The 16,348-nt window shown below is 47.0% G+C and carries 20 protein-coding genes; 1 reads left to right on the forward strand and 19 read right to left on the reverse strand.

The genetic code is table 11. From position 1 onward, the window contains the following. Window positions 1-3 precede the first annotated feature (3 nt). The 19 genes from FXF61_RS00540 to FXF61_RS00630 all read right to left on the reverse strand — a co-directional run bounded on the left by FXF61_RS00540 (window position 4) and on the right by FXF61_RS00630 (window position 15,497). Window positions 4-954, reverse strand: a complete 951-nt coding sequence (locus FXF61_RS00540) for a TIGR03756 family integrating conjugative element protein (RefSeq protein ID WP_151183435.1) — start codon at window positions 952-954, stop codon at window positions 4-6. Next, window positions 947-1,378, reverse strand: a complete 432-nt coding sequence (locus FXF61_RS00545) for a TIGR03757 family integrating conjugative element protein (RefSeq protein WP_151183436.1) — start codon at window positions 1,376-1,378, stop codon at window positions 947-949. Before FXF61_RS00545 ends, FXF61_RS00540 begins: the two co-directional genes overlap by 8 nt. After that, entirely contained in the window at window positions 1,371-1,562 is a 192-nt protein-coding gene (locus tag FXF61_RS00550) for a hypothetical protein (protein WP_151183437.1), read from the reverse strand. The genes FXF61_RS00545 and FXF61_RS00550 overlap by 8 nt, the downstream gene beginning before the upstream one ends. After that, complete coding sequence (locus tag FXF61_RS00555) at window positions 1,552-4,413, reverse strand: conjugative transfer ATPase (RefSeq protein ID WP_151183438.1); 2,862 nt, start codon at window positions 4,411-4,413, stop codon at window positions 1,552-1,554. Before FXF61_RS00555 ends, FXF61_RS00550 begins: the two co-directional genes overlap by 11 nt. Next, the gene (locus tag FXF61_RS00560) at window positions 4,413-4,820 is read right to left on the reverse strand and encodes a TIGR03751 family conjugal transfer lipoprotein (protein WP_218571848.1); all 408 of its coding nucleotides are present in this window, start codon (window positions 4,818-4,820) and stop codon (window positions 4,413-4,415) included. The genes FXF61_RS00555 and FXF61_RS00560 overlap by 1 nt, the downstream gene beginning before the upstream one ends. Continuing rightward, the gene (locus FXF61_RS00565) at window positions 4,807-6,243 is read right to left on the reverse strand and encodes a TIGR03752 family integrating conjugative element protein (protein ID WP_151183440.1); all 1,437 of its coding nucleotides are present in this window, start codon (window positions 6,241-6,243) and stop codon (window positions 4,807-4,809) included. Before FXF61_RS00565 ends, FXF61_RS00560 begins: the two co-directional genes overlap by 14 nt. Beyond that, window positions 6,233-7,081 carry a TIGR03749 family integrating conjugative element protein gene (locus FXF61_RS00570; protein ID WP_151183441.1) on the reverse strand — a complete coding sequence of 283 codons (849 nt, stop codon included), beginning with the start codon at window positions 7,079-7,081 and terminating at the stop codon, window positions 6,233-6,235. The genes FXF61_RS00565 and FXF61_RS00570 overlap by 11 nt, the downstream gene beginning before the upstream one ends. After that, entirely contained in the window at window positions 7,074-7,718 is a 645-nt protein-coding gene (locus tag FXF61_RS00575; RefSeq protein ID WP_151183442.1) for a PFL_4703 family integrating conjugative element protein, read from the reverse strand. The genes FXF61_RS00570 and FXF61_RS00575 overlap by 8 nt, the downstream gene beginning before the upstream one ends. Continuing rightward, window positions 7,715-8,146, reverse strand: a complete 432-nt coding sequence (locus FXF61_RS00580) for a TIGR03750 family conjugal transfer protein (protein WP_151183443.1) — start codon at window positions 8,144-8,146, stop codon at window positions 7,715-7,717. The genes FXF61_RS00575 and FXF61_RS00580 overlap by 4 nt, the downstream gene beginning before the upstream one ends. Window positions 8,147-8,169: 23 nt before the next feature. Beyond that, entirely contained in the window at window positions 8,170-8,529 is a 360-nt protein-coding gene (locus tag FXF61_RS00585; protein WP_151183444.1) for a TIGR03745 family integrating conjugative element membrane protein, read from the reverse strand. A gap of 16 nt (window positions 8,530-8,545) precedes the next feature. Then, window positions 8,546-8,794, reverse strand: coding sequence for a TIGR03758 family integrating conjugative element protein (locus tag FXF61_RS00590; protein WP_178087230.1), 249 nt, complete (start codon window positions 8,792-8,794; stop codon window positions 8,546-8,548). Continuing rightward, window positions 8,781-9,170: an RAQPRD family integrative conjugative element protein gene (locus tag FXF61_RS00595; protein WP_151183446.1), complete on the reverse strand. Its 390-nt coding sequence runs from the start codon at window positions 9,168-9,170 to the stop codon at window positions 8,781-8,783. The genes FXF61_RS00590 and FXF61_RS00595 overlap by 14 nt, the downstream gene beginning before the upstream one ends. A gap of 143 nt (window positions 9,171-9,313) precedes the next feature. Next, complete coding sequence (locus FXF61_RS00600) at window positions 9,314-10,111, reverse strand: hypothetical protein (RefSeq protein WP_151183447.1); 798 nt, start codon at window positions 10,109-10,111, stop codon at window positions 9,314-9,316. 61 nt (window positions 10,112-10,172) lie between these two features. After that, window positions 10,173-10,904 carry a TIGR03747 family integrating conjugative element membrane protein gene (locus FXF61_RS00605; protein WP_151183448.1) on the reverse strand — a complete coding sequence of 244 codons (732 nt, stop codon included), beginning with the start codon at window positions 10,902-10,904 and terminating at the stop codon, window positions 10,173-10,175. Window position 10,905: 1 nt separating this feature from the next. Beyond that, window positions 10,906-13,104 (reverse strand): type IV conjugative transfer system coupling protein TraD, encoded by a 2,199-nt coding sequence (gene traD / locus FXF61_RS00610; RefSeq protein WP_151183449.1) that lies wholly within the window; start codon window positions 13,102-13,104, stop codon window positions 10,906-10,908. 15 nt (window positions 13,105-13,119) lie between these two features. Continuing rightward, the gene (locus FXF61_RS00615) at window positions 13,120-13,629 is read right to left on the reverse strand and encodes an integrating conjugative element protein (RefSeq protein ID WP_151183450.1); all 510 of its coding nucleotides are present in this window, start codon (window positions 13,627-13,629) and stop codon (window positions 13,120-13,122) included. A 10-nt stretch (window positions 13,630-13,639) separates the two neighbouring features. Beyond that, window positions 13,640-14,188: a transglycosylase SLT domain-containing protein gene (locus tag FXF61_RS00620; protein WP_151183451.1), complete on the reverse strand. Its 549-nt coding sequence runs from the start codon at window positions 14,186-14,188 to the stop codon at window positions 13,640-13,642. Beyond that, entirely contained in the window at window positions 14,167-14,949 is a 783-nt protein-coding gene (locus tag FXF61_RS00625; RefSeq protein ID WP_151183452.1) for a TIGR03759 family integrating conjugative element protein, read from the reverse strand. Before FXF61_RS00625 ends, FXF61_RS00620 begins: the two co-directional genes overlap by 22 nt. Then, entirely contained in the window at window positions 14,949-15,497 is a 549-nt protein-coding gene (locus FXF61_RS00630; protein ID WP_151183453.1) for a PilL N-terminal domain-containing protein, read from the reverse strand. The genes FXF61_RS00625 and FXF61_RS00630 overlap by 1 nt, the downstream gene beginning before the upstream one ends. Before the next feature lie 392 nt (window positions 15,498-15,889). On the opposite strand from FXF61_RS00630, the gene FXF61_RS00635 reads away from it, so the two are divergent. Beyond that, entirely contained in the window at window positions 15,890-16,324 is a 435-nt protein-coding gene (locus FXF61_RS00635) for a hypothetical protein (RefSeq protein ID WP_218571820.1), read from the forward strand. The last annotated feature ends 24 nt before the right edge of the window (window positions 16,325-16,348 follow it).

Consider the following 16,348-nt stretch of genomic DNA (forward strand, 5'->3'; position numbering starts at 1 on the left):
TGTTTAGTGGCCGACTGAAAATAAAAATGCACCTTTGGGCTCGCAGCAGCGATAAGGCCGCCACAATGCCCAGGCGTAGTCACCTAACTCACTTTGTGTGGCTGTCGCGCCGGTCGGGAAAACTGTGCAGGCGTTGGAGACGGAGGGGTGTAGCTGTTGCCACTTGTGTGTGGTGATATCACCTTCTTTGATAGGGTCTTCCGCTTGATAGCCCATGGGTGCTGTTGCTGGTGGCCACCAGCCGTCTTGTTCTTTAGCGCGTGCGGAGATGGAGAGGTACACATGAGGCTGACCTGTTCGTACAACAAAATCTGCTGCACGCTGAGCCATAACTGCGCCTGCTTTGCCATCATCAGGTTGGACTAAGAAGCCTTGACGTGGGTATACCGAGCCCCAGTTGTTCGTTTTCGATGAGATTTCTCGCATGCCTGGTATTAATGCGGCGGGATACAGAGATTCAGGTACGCCGTATCGCCAAGCGGTTGTATCTAAAGTGGATAGGTAATAAGGCATAAAGCCTGTGGTGGCACTGTCGCAGATATAATCCCCCATGTTATTGAGCATGAATGAACCTGGGTGGCCAATAGCATCGGCATTTTTGAAGCGTGGTAAATTATCTCGTTTTTGAGATGGCGTAATCATGTTGCCACCGGCTTGTGCTGTGCCGTTGGGTTGACTGTAGGAAGCAACGTCTGTCCATGGATTTGCACCTGTATTCATGTAGCTGGATACAACGACTTCAGGGATGAAATGCTTCACTTTCATGCTGGTTTTAACACTGCATTTAATCAAAACGCACTTGAGCCAAAAGCAAGCGCCGACGACTTGCCAGTCCATACAGGATGGGCTGAGAGTTGATTGCATAATTTGTGCTGTGCTTACAGCATGGCTTTTGCTCACTGGTAAAGCTGTGCCAGCAAGAATGAGCAACGAAACAAGGAATGCTTTAATCATGAGAAGCCTCCTGTGCATCTTCTATGGCATAACGAATGAGTTGCTGTGCTTTGAGAAAGTCAGGCTCGCCGTATACAACGTAGCCATTGGCGGCAACTGCGGGAACATGAGTAATGCCTAAACTCCATGCCGACGCTAAACCAGCGTAAGCATCTAGTAGCTCTTGTTGTACGAGCTGTCCTTCACTAGAGGTTAAAAAAGCAGAAAGCTGTTGTTTAGCGGCCTGAATATCAGGCGCTTTGGGGTTAATCACTAATAGCTCAGATAGCTGTTCTTCTGTGGTTTTAACGCGATCTAAATACACAACAGCATGTCCCTCGGCATTTGTGAAAGGATTTTGGCTGTCGGTAAACAACATAAAGTTTTCTGCTTGTGCGGCACTGACAGCACAGCATAAAACGAGGGCTAACCAGGACTTATTCATTGGCGTACTCCTGATGGCTAGGATTTGTATGAGCACATAAAGACTGAGTAGAGTCGGGAATCAGTAGCGCTTTAATTTGCTCTACTGCTTCCCAGTCTTGTGCTTGTTCTAAGCGATCCAGTTCGTACTCGATCGCTTGTAATAAAGGAGATGAGGGCAGGGAGTGCAGTACATCAGTCGCCATGGCACTCACCATTTTGGAATAGATGCTTCCATGGCAAGGGCTCAATCCCACGGGCTTTATCCAAGCCTTGCGCGACATAAAAAGCAGCTTCCAACTCGCTGCAGTTGTGCTCTTCCATGAGAAGCATGCGTTCACGCTTTTCCTCACCTTCGGTCATGGCCAAAGCGAGGAATAAACTTGGTGGAACCGCTCTAAATAAAAAGTCGTGGTTACGCGACAGCACTACGCCCTCTGTATATTTTTGAGGCTCTTTATTGGCAGAAAGCAGTAAGGCTTTTTGTGCATCGGTGAGCTCTTTAAATCGAGCAATCTCGTTAATTTCCTGCTTGGGCATAACGAGGCAGATCCACCACTCAATCATGTTGAGCATGGTTTCAGCAGAGCCTGGGAAGTCGGCTAAGTTTTGTGTGGCCAGCCAATACCAAGCACGTAACTTTCTCCACATTTTGGTGATTTTTACGGCATAGGGAGCAACCAGAGGGTTCTTGGTAATCATGTGACCTTCATCCGTCACCATGACAATATCGCGGCCAGAGTACTGATCCCGCTCCGCAATGTTGTTGACTGTATTCATCAGCGTGATGTAGCTGATCGCCATCTGTGCCTCGTAGCCTTCACGAGCAAAGGTGGCCAAGTCCACAATCGTCACATCACTTTCAGGCCAGCTAGAGCCTGGTCTGTCGAACATCTCGCCATCAAAACCTTGCGTGAAGATTGTCATGGCAGAGGCCATGTCACGGTAGCGGGTACGCAGCTCACCTTCTTCACGTTCTGCTCGACGCTCAAATGCTGCAATGATGTCTCGCGTTAGAACAGGGCGGTCTTCGTTGACGCATTTTTCAGCCGCATCCAAGATGCAACTGCGAATAACACTTTCATCAGCACGATTTAAGCGCTCAATTTCTTTGAGCTCACCACCTGTAATCATGAGCTTGGCGGTAATAGCCAATTCACCGAGAATGTCACGCTGTTCATCGTCTGCGCTGTCATCCTCCTCTGTAACAATGGGTTGGTTAACAAGTAGCGCGGCATCGGCATAGGGAGCCAGCGTGACGCTTGAACCAGGCTTGAGTGAAATCTGGTTTACGGACAAACCCATCAGCTTGAAAAAATCACCGAGTAAACCAAAGCTGTTTCCCGCCTCGACAACGAATAGGCGTGGACGGTATACGGCCATTAGCTGTGTCATGAGGGACACTAAAGAGGCTGACTTACCTGAACCGGTAGGGCCGAAAATTAACGCATGAGCGTTCATTGAGCGGTCGGCTCTGTTTAGAGGGTCAAATGTTAGGGTCGAGCCACCACGGTTAAAAAAGGTAAGACCAGGGTTGCCTGTGCCTACTGAGCGCCCCCAGAATGGGGCAAGGTTTGCAGCATGCTGAGCAAACATAAGCTTGCTGTACCACAGGCGTTTATCCAAATGTGGTTTGAAACACATCGGTAGCCAGCGTAGAAACGAGTTGCAGGCAGCAATTTCATCGGCGGCATCAACGGGTTGCAGGCCAGCACTTTGGAGCTTGTTGGTCAGGATGACGCAGTTGTCGTGCAGATTCTTAATCGTATCGCCTTTCACATAGAAGGCCATGGCTGCTTGATATAAGCGATGCTTGCTACCAATGGTGTCTTTGGCTCGTGCAACGTCATCACGTACCTGTTCAGACTCAAGGTTTTCCCCCACGGCTTTTTTGGCCAGCCGGTTTAGGCGTTCTTCGAGTATGTCTTGCGGCGTGATCATTAATGTCATCGACATCATGGTGTTTTCAGGCAGCTGATCAAATAAAGCATTGAAGCCATCACCGGTGGAGATTTCGCCGGTGAGTTGCCCGATGACGGGCGGTTTTCGTACACGATCTACAACGATGACGCGATGTGGCACATCATCAAATAACCAAACACCATTTTCTGCATCATTAACAGGCTCTGAGTAGAATAATTGCTCTGCAAAATCATGATCAAACGGTAGTTCGAGTAGAGCTGAATCTGCGCCTTCTCCTGCCGACATTTGGTAAGGAACGGACTTATAAAAATCACTGGGCTTTTTGACATGCTTGGGATTTGGGTTAAAAAACGGCATGAGCCAGTCGTAAAACTGCCGACCATCAATGCGCTTCGTTATGATGCCTGCGCTACCCAATGAGCCGGTGACACGCTCACAAATTTGTTCCAACTGCTGCTCTGGGGTAATGAACTCAATGGATGATGAGTTCTTTTCACGATCTGGAATCCAGCGGTAGATCACCATGTGGATCTTGCGGCGCTTACCGCGCCAAGGCAGCTTTGTGACACGCTTATCTGTGAAGAGCCCTCCTGGTTGTGCAATCGCACTGAGGTGATGCTGTGTGAGCTTTAGAAACAGCTTGGTGAACTCAGACTCACCGGCCTTGTCGCCTTCGGTTTTGCTCTTGTCACGCTGACGAATGTATTCTTCTAGGCCAGTGATATATTCCTGTTGTTCTTCGGCATCCTGACAAAAAAACTGCACAACCCATGGCGAATCTTCAAGTTCTTTAAACGAGTCTTGAATCGCATCTTCGATGAGGTCACGGGCGTTTTGTAACCAACTGGGTTCACGGCCTTCTGTGGCCACCGGCGTGAGCTCAAAGATTGCACCGACACTGCGACAGTCATCCAACAAGAAACACTTGTCATCCGACAGATACTCAACCCATGGTAGATATTGGCTAAAGCTTGGGCTTTTCCCATCGTTATAGAGTTTCTGCTCATCAGCATCAGTCGCTCTGATAGGCTCTTGAGAACTTGCTGCAGGTTCAATCTTCTCCACCACAGCTGTCTCAGTGTGTTCAATATCAGTCGGTTCGGAGGTTGTTTTCTTTTTCAAAAAACTGAGCATCAATAGTCCTCCAGTCGTTCACCTGGCATGGCGTATTGCACTTTGTTGTAGAAAGGGAAAACGGTGGAGTAACCCGGTACTGGAGCGCCTTCTGTGCCTGATAGGTGAGGGTAGACATACATCACCAAGTCGGGATTAGGTAAGCGCTGAAATTGGCTTTTGATTTCGTTTTCAGCAAGACGGGTGTAGTTGTGCTGTGGCGATTCAGTGGCCGTAATTGAGCGTCTGAGCATCAAGCGCGACTCAGCAATATCCTGCTTGAGTCCGCCGGTGCCAGATTGCCGCCAAATATCGAGCATTGTGGTGTCATCGTGAGGAAACAGCTCGTCTTTATGGGTGCTGCAGCCTGTGCTGAGTGCCGTCAGACTCACCAAGCTCAACACGCCAATACACTTAATCCAGTTCATAGATTTCAATACTTGCTTCATTGTGTTTTACCTTGCGTCCGAATGTTTCAAAGTCGATGGTGATTTCGCGGTCAATATGAACGGCCACTTGCTGGTGTGGAGGTACGTATACGGCTGCAAATGCTTGGCCATAGAGCTTGTTTACCCAGTCTTGGATATCGCCTACACCACGGGTCAGAATTGAATTGAAGGCTTGGTTGTTATCAGTAATGGTGGTGCTACCGGCACTGCTGTATTGAGTGCTTCCACCATCGTTAGCAAAGGTGCGCGCAATCGCAGCACCGGCAGCGGTGATGAGTGCGTTATTACCGATATATTCTTTAGCGTTGGACTTGCGATCACCGGCTAGGCATGGAATCCCGTAAGGGTCGCTTAGGTAGCCAATACCGCCTCTGATCTTGTCGATGTTGCTGCTCGTGGTTGAGCCGCGACCACGGGTTACTTTCTCTGGTTCTGGAACGGTGCGAATTGTGCCGTCTTCAAATACAAAGGTGATGGACTCAACTTGGCCACGTACACACGATAGCGTCCAATCGCCGGTGGCGGTTCCTGCCATCACTGCACCAGTGACTTCGGGTAACTCAATGCCGTTGGCGGCGAGGTTGTCTTTACCAATTAACACTTTGAAGGGGTATGGATCGTTGACGGAGCCATCAATGGGCACACGACCAATGAGCGCTGTCATAGTTGTTGAGCCCATCAGAGTAGAGTTCTCTGCGATGGTATACATAGGCTTTTGCTCGTCTTGCCTACGCGGTTGTTTACCGAGATTACGCTCACCTTTGTAAGCTGCTTTTAGGTCTTGATGCGACTTATCTAAAATAGAGCCATCTAACGGATTGGTGAAAGAATTAGGGAATGTAAAGCTTGTTGCTGGCTTGCCTTTGATAACCTGGACTGCATCGCTTGGCTCAACCCACACAACACTTTCAGTAGGCTCAAAGCTGTCTGACAAGCCAGCCTCTAAACCTAAGCCAATAGGCAATTGTGAGATGCCTGAGCCAGAGACTTTTTCCTGCAGCTCTGCAAACATTTGCATGGCTTGCTCATTGAGCTGCAGCGCCTCTGTTTTTGCTTTTCGAGCATCTTCTGAGGCGGCTTGTACGGCTTGATTGATACGCGCTTCTAATGCTCGTTCACGCTCCTCAAACCGCTTATTGTCGTTGGCTAAAGTGGCACTGCGCTCATTGGATGTGTTGATTTGTGTACGCATACTTTTCAACTCACCAACGAGGGTGCGCAACGTGTCTTGAGGTGTGTCGCCCTCGATGCCGAGCTCTTTAGCTTCTTCCTTGGAAAGTGATAGCTCAAAGTGCTGTTCACCTTGGTTGGGCTTCTTAGGTGATTTGAAAGCGATCAGAATAATAACGATGGCCAGAATCACGGCTGGCACAATGAATTTAAGTAACGTATTACTTTTCATGGCGAGCCTCCTTGCTTCCAAGGTCTGGCAACAGTACTGGCGACAATAAAGCGTTTTCGATACCGCCGTTGCGTGTCACAAGGTAGGCAATGGTGGTGTCTTCAGCTGTGCCGTGTGTTCCTAACCAGTTGTGCTGGAAGGTTGCAGAGTAGAAGTGACCTTGTATGTCGCGTGGGTCAAGCTGCAAGTTGCTGCGCTGTGTGTTTTGGAGCTTGACCGCTGTTACCGTATAGCTGCCCATTTTGAATGCTGTGAGTGCTTTTGCTTTAACGGGATAAGTCGGCAGGATGGGCAGATCATCACCAGTAACTTTTATTGGGACTTGGGTGATGCCTGATACGGGTTCTACGGTGCGCAAAGGCGCGTACATCATTTGTGAGGCATAGCGGGTTAAAGCAATTGGAGCGGGTATTTTTAATGCTTGTGTTTGCTTGTCAGCAATTGCCTTGCCTTCTTCATCAGAGCGAGCTAGAGAGGCATCGCCTTCGGAAAGTATACGAATGGGTTCAAGTACTGTGCCGGTGCTGGGTACAGTAGCGATGTCCAGTAGAATGACCTCACTGGTTTCAACGTCTTGTACCTGCAGGCGAGTGGGTTCAATTTCATCATTGGCCAATAAGTACAATGCACCGGCAGCCGATTGGACGCGCAGTGTGTTCGCCAGTTGGCTACTCACTCCAACACGCACATTCTTATCAAGAAAGATGATGCGTTCTTCGCCTTTAACCAAAGGAACGGCAATGGGCAACCGCTCCCATTGGACAAGCTCTACTGCCAATAGATTTTGACTCAGCAATAGAGCGCAGGCAGACAAAGCCATTGAGCGTAATTTATTCATTCTGTTCACCCTCAATTGTGAGGCGTTGGATTTGGCCAGAGAAACAATCGAATGCCAGGCCATATGGGTTTTTGGATGGATCAATGTCGTAACGAACAATCTTCACTGGGTAACGTGCGACTGAGCGCTTAACTTGTTCAGTTAAGAAGTACTCATCAGCATTCAGATCCAGATTAACGAGCCATGAGTTTTGACTGCTTTGCTGCACTCTAAACGTGGGCTTATCGACGTAACCACGACCAAGAATCTCGTAAACACCACGTACTCGTTTTTGCAGTTCTCCGCGCATTTGGCGCGAACGATGATCTTCCTCCAGTTCTGCTTTGCAGGATGGAGTCAGGTAGTTTTGCAGTGAGTAAATGGCTTTTGAGTAGTCTTTATCACCACTGTTTGGCCAGCGGTTGAGTTGCTGGAAAATGTAGAGCGCAAAGCTATACACGTTCTCTGGTGGAACATCCCACCATAGGCGAGTGCTACCTGAGCGTAAGTCGGGTGGGACATGCACAGTTAGCGTATTAGGGGCTGATTTCCAGCCGTACCAAAAGGCTGCGCAAATAATCACGACGCCAACTAATGCAGCTCGCAGCGTATTGATATGCGCTTTTTGTTGATCGACTGTATTTTTAAAGCGACTCATTTTTCATCCTGTTGCAGTAGTTTGAGTAACGCCTGTCGGTGTCTGTTTTCACGTCTGATTGACCAGTTGCCGGAGCGTAGAATCAGGGCTTCGATGCCTATATTGATACCGCGTTTGGCAAGTCGGTATTGCGCGGCGCGGTACACCCAGGTGTTAGGTCGTCCTCGCTTCATTCTTCGTAGCAAAGAGCTTCCAAAGAACAGGCAGAGCACAGGACCGATAAGAAACATTGACGTAACGATCAACGCGGCTTCACTTGTAACAATCCATAGAAAGATGCCAAGACCAAGACCGAGAACTACGCCAATTAAGGCGATGACAAACATTTCATCTGCCGTCATACCGCGAATCACGGTTGGATCTCGATTCAGACGTTCTGGTAGGAACATGACGGTTCCGTCATGGCTGGTTTCAACTTTGTTATTCATACGTCAATGCTTCTTCGGGGCGATTAAAGAATGTCTGCAGCTTTGCTGAGCAGCCAGATGACAACCACAACGAGGATTACCCCCACCGCGACAACTGCACCAAAATCACTCCATTTTTTCTTACCGTTCTGAACTTCAGAAAACACAGCGATGCCATGCCAAGCCACACCTAGAAAACCGAGGGTTGCAATGAGCAAACCAACAAAAATGCCAGCGTCATAGGCATAGTTCTTCATGGTTTCAAAGATGCCGCTGCCTTGGCCGCGCGATGGATCTTCAACGGTTGGAAGGTCTGCAAATGCAGGTGATGACAGCACACTGAACAGCATCAGAAGTGCTTTGTTTTGGGTTTTTTTAAAGTTGCTTTTAATGCGTTGAAACATGATGAACTCCGAGATTTTAAGAAAGGACAAACCAGATCAATACAACAATGAGTACACCTACTCTGACGTACACAGCGCCTGCTTCCCCTGTTCTGACTGATTTATTAGCCCAGCCTTTGTAGGTGGATAAAAGCACCCATGCAGCCCATAGGAATACGAGGGTTAGTAGTACAGAGAGGAATAGGGTATTGCTGCCTGATAAGGCGTTATTACCCACACCTGATGCTGCATTGAAGGCTTGACGTTGTTGCTCAGTGAGTGCCATTGGCTGCACCCATTGATGCATTCAGTTCGCGCACATCCCGACTGTATGAACGGGCAACGTCATGCGAGTCTCTCGGCTGTGCGCGATGGGGGCTCAGATAGTTCTGAACTCCCAACTGAATTTGTTGTAGATCTTTTTCGAGGCGTTGATAGTCAAACCAAAAGCGTGTTGTTTCATTTGGTGTGATATTTTTTTGAGCATTTTTCAATAGCAGTTCTGCGTTATGCAGTTGCTTTTGAATGAGCATAAGTTGCTCACGCTCAAAGGCCTCAGAAGATGCGTAGGCATGACCTGTTGTCATGAGCGTAGCGATGCATAAAGCTGCTAAGCCTGACTTGGGTAAACGCCGTTGATGTGTTTGAGAAGTTTTGTCCATACCCGCTCCATAAGGGTGTATTGCGTACGGACATCAACTTTATGCATTGCAAGAAAAAATACTGCAAACAAACCGATTTTGGTTTGATCGGTTTATTTTTAGCTTGCAAAATAGAGGTTTATAGGAGGGAGAGTAAGCTGGCTTTATTTGATGAAAAACCAACCTGCTAATATTAATGGCACGAGAACAATGGAGAGCAGTGCATATTTATTATATAGAGTTTTAATAGCCCATCGAATGGGAGCAGCCTCAGCTTTATTTCTTTCTTTGGTGAAGTATTCGTTAGACTTCTCAAGGCCGTCAATCTTAGACACCAAAGACTCTTTAGAGGTGAGCATGTTCTCTAAAAAATGGATTAAATTATGTTCAACGATATTTTGCTTCCATGAATCCACTGTATTCAGGTCTTTTACAAGCATGGGGCTTGATAGTCCTGCAGAGAGCTCTTCATCAATGTAATTAAAGACAATACCGAACTGCTCATAAAACCGGTTGCGTCGCTTTTTGTTGTCATGTGTAGCTTGGCCAGAAGCTAGCTTAATGCTTTTTACTGTCGCTTCAGGCCACTGCTGTACCCACTGAACTATTACATTCATCAAATACGAGCCTATTCTTTGACCTTCAAAACCAGGTAGATCAAGAAAAACTGCGCCACTTGATGAGTCAGGATCACTGTAGGTTAGAGAAACAGTATTTGTGCGTCGCGAATAACCAGCACAGAAAGAACCTTTTTTGTCATGATGAGTGTCGCGATCAAGGCGCTGGTATGTCACATTCAGAGAAGCTTTATTAACAGTGTTGTCGGAGCATTTATCATATGTTTCCTTCTTCTCAACAGCCAACCAAGCGAGAGCTTCTGCTTCAGGTTGGTTTTTATCTTTAATTTCAAGTATTAGCAGGCTAGGATTGCTATTGTAACTTTCAAACACCGAACTAAACATAGACACTCCAAGTAGCTTCTTAGCTGTTCTCATAATCATATGATCATCTCTGATGCTTTAGTTATAAATACTTCTTAAACGTCGTAATCGTCACTAAAATAGCAATGCCTAATGAGATAGCACAGGGAATCAAAATCAGCTGTGGATAGACTGCGATCGGTGCGGACAGATATAGAAACCAAGGTGCGATAATCATCGGTACGATTAGTTTTTTGGCTCGGTGGTAGATAAAGCTACTTTCACGGCCTGCTCCAAACTTGCGAATATCACGGCGAATCAATCCATCCACTACGGCTGTTAGAGCAGCCATAATGAAAAGAGGAATGGATAGCACAAGAATGCTGAATCGAATGATAAAGGTCATTACGATAAAAACACTGGCTAGAATAAAATCTTCTGCGACAACATATATGCTGGCTATAAAAGCGCTTGAGCCTTTGCCTTGGGCTTTGATTTGAGCGGTTTGTGTCAATTCTAAGAGCCCCGTTTTAATCATTACCCAGTCAAAGACTTGCTCGATCACCAGGCTAATAAAATGCCCAGGACTGCTCATTAAAAGTGATTGTTTAAAGTCATTGCTGAGCCAGCTTAATTCTTGCTGAAACATTCTCTGGCTGTGTTGCCAGCCTTCTTCTGGCCACCAGAATACGAGTCCAATGTATTCAAGGATTAAAGAAAAAAACAACGAAATGGCCAGCAGGCCAATGATCTTAAAAAAAAGAGCTAGGGTTTTGCCAAACAATGTTTTGGGCTTTTGCTCAACTTGAGGTTGCGTTTGATTGTTTGTGCTCATATTAGGAATCGTCGTCGTTATTATCTAAGTCGATATGGTCATCACTGTTATCAGAATCTTCCTCATCAACAGTGCTTTCAAAGTCAGTACCAGGATCTCTGCCCATCGCCATTACGTCAGAGAGCGGTGACGCTGACACACTGCTGCTGGTGTTTGACCACCAAGAGCCTGCGCTTTCGTTATAGTTTTTGCGCATCTGTGCAGCGAGTTCCTGCAGGTTATCCGGTAATACATCATCAGGATCTGGCTTGGGTAAGGGCATTCTTACTTTCCACAACTGACCACCTTCTTGCAGTGAAAACATTTGTCCTTTGGGGAGCTTGACGATGTGAGCAGGCTCAATCATTGGGACACTGGTTGCACTGACACGGTCTTGCGATGATGAGGTAAAGTCTGTGGCAGCACTTGGGTCGGATGTATCAGTGGCTCCTGATACCAGCGTGTTGGTGAGCACGTTGACCTTGGGTAGCTGTTTAGTGAGCAACTCGGCTGTTTTGGTTTCACGTACACGTAGCATTTGCAGAGTGTTGAAGTTACCAACGACTTGTCCAGCTTTGGCCGCATTACCAATTCGAGCCTCGATGTCACTGATGGTCTGGGTGTAAGCGGTCACTTGCATGCCAGCACCACCGCCTTTGTTAATGAGAGGAATAAACTCATCACCCATCAGTTCGTTAAACTCGTCAGCATGCAAGTTAATGGCGCGCTTAGCGAAAGCGTTACCACCAGGTAAGCCCTCATCAATCCCATGCTTATAAATCTGACCGGCAACGGAAACGAGGTCAGCAAACATACTGTTACCAACGGCAGAGGCAACGACGGCATCAGACATAGCATCGAGGCCGACATACACCACACCTTTTTTGCGGATGACTTGCATCCAGTCAAAAATGGGTCTTGGGTCAGTTAGATCAGCATAGTTAGGTGCGAGTAACTCAGCTGTTTTACCCGTGGTGAGCTTCTCCAGTAGGGGTAAAAGAGACGCAACAATTTTATCAAAGTAGGTACGGTCATAACGCACAGCAGAGCGTAAGCCATCCATCACTGGGTCAAAAAAACTGGATTGTGAAATGTATTGCTCAACAGCAACGACGCGCTTATCGCGTCCACGCATGTTCATTGGTATGTTTTTATCATTGAGTTTGTTTTCAATTTCAACAATGATTTCCCATGCATTGACTTGCTTGTCGCGCTCAAAGGCGAGCTTTGCATACTCAATAAACAACTCATCAATATTGACGACGTGGCGAGCAATTTGAGTGTAATCAGGTCGGCGGCCTAGCTCGACAAGCGCTTTGGCAATGATGTTTACAAACCGCCAAGCAAACTCACGGAAGGCTGCTGAGTTACCCTCACCAGAGAGTTGCCCAGAAATACGGCCAGCCACTTCGGAGATACGTCCAAACCGGCCAACAGCGTTATAACGCGCAGAAATATCCGGGTAGCCCAAGTGAAAAACATAAAACTCTTTTTCACGCCCAGCACGTTTGCATTCAACGTACATACGCTTGAGTAAATCAGCATCACCTTTAGGATCAAACATGATGGTGACATCACCACGGTGAATGTCTTGGGTGACATAAACTTCGGCCAATCGAGTTTTACCCACGCGGGTGGTACCCACGACGAGCGTATGCCCAACCCGTTCACCCAAAGGCATGTAGACATCTTTTTCGTTGGGCTCTACGCCATGTATCAGTGATGAACCGCCTACTGGTGGTAGTGGGCGAATTGGATTTAGACGGCTGTCCCACTGTGTCATTTTTGGTATGAAAGATAGGACTTTGCTGTCCTCTAGGCTTTTCTCCAAATAACGAGCCAACCGAAAAGCTGAGGAAGGTTCGACCAAGTGCGCGACGTTGGGGTCGTTTGCATCCATTAGCCGTTGGGTGTGAATACGAGTCCACTCAAAGCCTCTGCCCATAAACAGAAATTTATTACTTACTGGTATCTGTGAGCTGGTCATTTCATAGATTGGTAAGCGCTTGAGGTTTTGCCGGTAACGAACAACATTGAGCCCTTGCTTGAAACGAATCGCACCGGCGAGCGCATAGCAACCACCGGTAGCAAGGCCAATACTGGGAGCCAGTGCAATCGCCCAAGGTGAATACACACAGAGTGTTGCGGCAGAAAAGAATACAGATGCACTGTAGAACTCAACAGCAGGACGTAGTTTTGACTCAAGAATATGCTTACTCATTATGCGCCTCTGTCATTACTGTTCAATGCTGTTGCGCGTTAGCAAAAACGGGTAATGCTTTGTCCCAATACGTTCTGCAATATCATCTCCTGGTACAGGAGACATCATGAGTTCAGGTACTAAGCTTTGCAGATAAGCCATGGCTTCGGCATCAGGCACGTTAACCACTAAGCCGATGGCATTAAGCTCAATAAGTATGGTTCTGCGTTGTTGCAGCCACTCAATGGAAGTTTCGTCGTATCCCATTAGAAAAATGGGTTGAGCTAAGCCGTTGGCGTTAATCGTTCTTGCTTGTACATAGCCAGGGGTTAGGTTGCTTTTAACCGGAAACATCATGTTGTTGATGTCATGCACTTGAATTTTTGGCAATGGCGGGATGGCTTTTTCAGAGGATTGTATTGATAAGGATTCATAGTAACGTGATGCTGATGAACCACCTGCAGAGAGCACAGTTAGGTCATTCGCATTGACCTGTGTGCTGAGTAATAAGACTACAAGTGAGCTGATATTTTTGAGAGTTCTCATACGGTATGTCTCATTTCTGTGTGGTGGTGATATAGCGCAGCGTATTTAAGCGCTGAGCAACAGACTTTTGGTAGCGTGCTGCAATGTGCCCACCGGCAGGGTGGTGATACAGGCCAGTAGCAACATTCCAATCGCCTGATGCGCGATAGTGTTTGCGTAATAAATGGCCTGCTGCGGTGAGGTTTTTGTACGGATTGAGCGCTTCACAAGGCGATGCAAATATCCCAGGATTCCAGCCCCAGTTAATTTGAGCGATCCCCACGTCAATGTTCTTGGGGTTATGAGCTTTGAGCGCGATATGTAGCGCTGTACAGGCTTTGTGCTGGTTTGCGTAGTAGTAACTTTTACCGGCTACGTTAAGCGTCCAAGGCCATGGTCTATGCAGTTTTGGATGAATTGTTTTTCCGGACTCTTGCAGGGCAACGGCATACAGCACAACGGGTGGAACACCCGTTGTTTGTGCGATCAGTTGATAAGCAGAAGGCACAGCCGCTTGAGCTGACTGTGCCCATATCGAAACACTTATTGCAGTGATGATTACAGCTCGACTTTTGACCATTGGGAGCCCAGACGTTTAAACATTATTGGCAGTGTTACGTTTTTTATATCCTTGGCTTTGGATAGTGCTTGCAGCTCGGTATTGTTGTGATTCAGCGTGATGAGTTTGCGTTGAACTAAGTCAGGCTTAATGCCCACACGCATTGCCCAGTCACGAATAGCTTTGTCATTGTTTTGTGTGCCAACGACATACACATCAATACGCTTTTGCTCTGACTGCAGGCGTTGAATCAAAGCATCACAGGGTTTGCAACGTATATCCACAAACACAATGAGTGGCAGTTCATCAGGTAAGCCTTGCTGTTTTAGAGGCGGAAAATCTTCTTCAGTGGCTTCAGGAGAGGTGATAATGAGCTGGTCAGAAAAGAGCGTTTGAAAAGCTGTGTCATATGCGCGCTGGTAAGCCAGCTCGGCTTCGGTACGATGGTATTCAGCCTTAGCTTGGAGCTCTGCGTAACGCATGCGATCGGCCTGCGTCTTAGCTTCAATACCCAGTACGGTTAAAGGATCGAGATTAGGACTCCAATAGCCGCGAGGTCCCTGCATCAGAGCTTCGAATTTATCCCACTCATCAGATGTTAGCCCCCAAACGGCTGCTTTTTCAGAGTTAGTGAGTGTGATTGCTTGAGCATTGCTGTCGCTTGATACCTGTTCGGTTGTTGTTTTTTGGCTGTTTTCGATCTGAGAGTTGGCCAGACTTAGGTGGCTCCAACTGGCTAAGATTAAGACCAATAATGCTTTATAGGTTCTGAGATTTACCATCACAACTCACCATTAACGCTTGGCGCTAAACGAATAGGTTTGTCGTATTCGGAACGCACAGTGAAGCAAATAGAGCGCTTGAGCTCGTCTACTTCTACGCTAAATGCAGGGCCAGCTAAAACTTGTAAGGCATTGCGCAGGGTCATCGGGCCAATTTTTTTATGAGCTTCAGGTAATGGCAGTGCATAGAGGTTTTTAATGTGCTCTGCATGCGCAGGGCATAGACGGTAGCCTGATCGTGCAGTGACGCTATCTAGTGCATCTTTAACGGTGTTGTGTACGGCGAAATTGGCATTAAAGGTAATGATTTGGGCAAGTAAATCTTGTTGTTCAGCTGAGGGCTTAGTGCTGACTAAACGATAGCGCCCTTCACGAATAACCGGCTCTTGGCTGGCCTTGGCACCAGTAGGGTAAATATCTGGCGTAACTTGTTCTGGGTTACGAGCGCCACGGCTGCCATCAGTATAATTGACTGTTGGTGCTTGTGTTGCGCAGCCTGTTAGAGCAATGGCGAGTAAAAGGGCTGACAGTGGTAAGCTGTGTTTCATGGATAAGACTCCGAAGAAGTGGAGTCAGTAGCATGCAAAAAAGTGAGATCAAAAACCGTAAACAAAGTGATTTTGGTTGGATCGGTTTAGATGGACATTGAAAAAGACTAATGAAAGTAGTGAAATCGAGAGGGTGTGTTCAGAAGTTTACTCTTAACATTACACTGTATGTCTGAATAGGCTATCTGGTGAATGCACATTATTAAACTAGGGTTCTTTACCAAAATGCACAGAAAGTAATTATACAGAGCAAGTAGTTGCTTGGGTGCAAGGTACATAGACTCATAATAAGTCGATTAAAGGAGAAAATAGTTGGCTTTTCTCCTTCGTCGCTAATCTTCGACAACATTTTTTTGCTTTTTAACGAGGCGTTAACAGCGCAAGAGCCCAGAATGAGCACTTATCTTGACCAATTAGCATTCCAATTCTTCAAACTATTCGCACAATACGAATCCACGCTTAAGGAGAGGGGCTTATTCAAATCTGACAGATTAGGAAATATTTCTGTTGACTGGGATCGCTTCGCAAATGAAATTGTGGGAAATAATTTCAGAGTCGAATTAGCGCAGTCGGTCCATGCTGCAGACTATATTCTTGACCAGCCGCCGAAGAAGCAAATAGCAGATAATGGGAAGGTGGTATGGGCAGATGTGCCTGCTACTGAAAAGTCAGTTCAAATACTGTTCGGCCATATTTGTCGTGTACGTAACAACCTCTTTCATGGAGCCAAGTTTAACGGTACATGGTTTGACCCTGTACGTAGCGAGGAGTTACTTACGCATTCCTTGGCAGTGCTTGAGCATTTCCGTACAAAAGCGGGTGTGTGACGGCTGCTAATCAGTCGTTTCGGC

The organism is Pseudomonas sp. C27(2019), from assembly GCF_008807395.1.
Lineage (GTDB): Bacteria > Pseudomonadota > Gammaproteobacteria > Pseudomonadales > Pseudomonadaceae > Denitrificimonas.

Bases quoted from the DNA above. Each gene is read 5' to 3' on its own strand.
- FXF61_RS00540 (WP_151183435.1), bottom strand. From the start codon at position 954: ATGATTAAAGCATTCCTTGTTTCGTTGCTCATTCTTGCTGGCACAGCT.
- FXF61_RS00545 (WP_151183436.1), bottom strand. From the start codon at position 1,378: ATGAATAAGTCCTGGTTAGCCCTCGTTTTATGCTGTGCTGTCAGTGCC.
- FXF61_RS00550 (WP_151183437.1), bottom strand. From the start codon at position 1,562: ATGGCGACTGATGTACTGCACTCCCTGCCCTCATCTCCTTTATTACAA.
- FXF61_RS00555 (WP_151183438.1), bottom strand. From the start codon at position 4,413: ATGCTCAGTTTTTTGAAAAAGAAAACAACCTCCGAACCGACTGATATT.
- FXF61_RS00560 (WP_218571848.1), bottom strand. From the start codon at position 4,820: ATGAACTGGATTAAGTGTATTGGCGTGTTGAGCTTGGTGAGTCTGACG.
- FXF61_RS00565 (WP_151183440.1), bottom strand. From the start codon at position 6,243: ATGAAAAGTAATACGTTACTTAAATTCATTGTGCCAGCCGTGATTCTG.
- FXF61_RS00570 (WP_151183441.1), bottom strand. From the start codon at position 7,081: ATGAATAAATTACGCTCAATGGCTTTGTCTGCCTGCGCTCTATTGCTG.
- FXF61_RS00575 (WP_151183442.1), bottom strand. From the start codon at position 7,718: ATGAGTCGCTTTAAAAATACAGTCGATCAACAAAAAGCGCATATCAAT.
- FXF61_RS00580 (WP_151183443.1), bottom strand. From the start codon at position 8,146: ATGAATAACAAAGTTGAAACCAGCCATGACGGAACCGTCATGTTCCTA.
- FXF61_RS00585 (WP_151183444.1), bottom strand. From the start codon at position 8,529: ATGTTTCAACGCATTAAAAGCAACTTTAAAAAAACCCAAAACAAAGCA.
- FXF61_RS00590 (WP_178087230.1), bottom strand. From the start codon at position 8,794: ATGGCACTCACTGAGCAACAACGTCAAGCCTTCAATGCAGCATCAGGT.
- FXF61_RS00595 (WP_151183446.1), bottom strand. From the start codon at position 9,170: ATGGACAAAACTTCTCAAACACATCAACGGCGTTTACCCAAGTCAGGC.
- FXF61_RS00600 (WP_151183447.1), bottom strand. From the start codon at position 10,111: ATGTTTAGTTCGGTGTTTGAAAGTTACAATAGCAATCCTAGCCTGCTA.
- FXF61_RS00605 (WP_151183448.1), bottom strand. From the start codon at position 10,904: ATGAGCACAAACAATCAAACGCAACCTCAAGTTGAGCAAAAGCCCAAA.
- traD (WP_151183449.1), bottom strand. From the start codon at position 13,104: ATGAGTAAGCATATTCTTGAGTCAAAACTACGTCCTGCTGTTGAGTTC.
- FXF61_RS00615 (WP_151183450.1), bottom strand. From the start codon at position 13,629: ATGAGAACTCTCAAAAATATCAGCTCACTTGTAGTCTTATTACTCAGC.
- FXF61_RS00620 (WP_151183451.1), bottom strand. From the start codon at position 14,188: ATGGTCAAAAGTCGAGCTGTAATCATCACTGCAATAAGTGTTTCGATA.
- FXF61_RS00625 (WP_151183452.1), bottom strand. From the start codon at position 14,949: ATGGTAAATCTCAGAACCTATAAAGCATTATTGGTCTTAATCTTAGCC.
- FXF61_RS00630 (WP_151183453.1), bottom strand. From the start codon at position 15,497: ATGAAACACAGCTTACCACTGTCAGCCCTTTTACTCGCCATTGCTCTA.
- FXF61_RS00635 (WP_218571820.1), top strand. From the start codon at position 15,890: ATGAGCACTTATCTTGACCAATTAGCATTCCAATTCTTCAAACTATTC.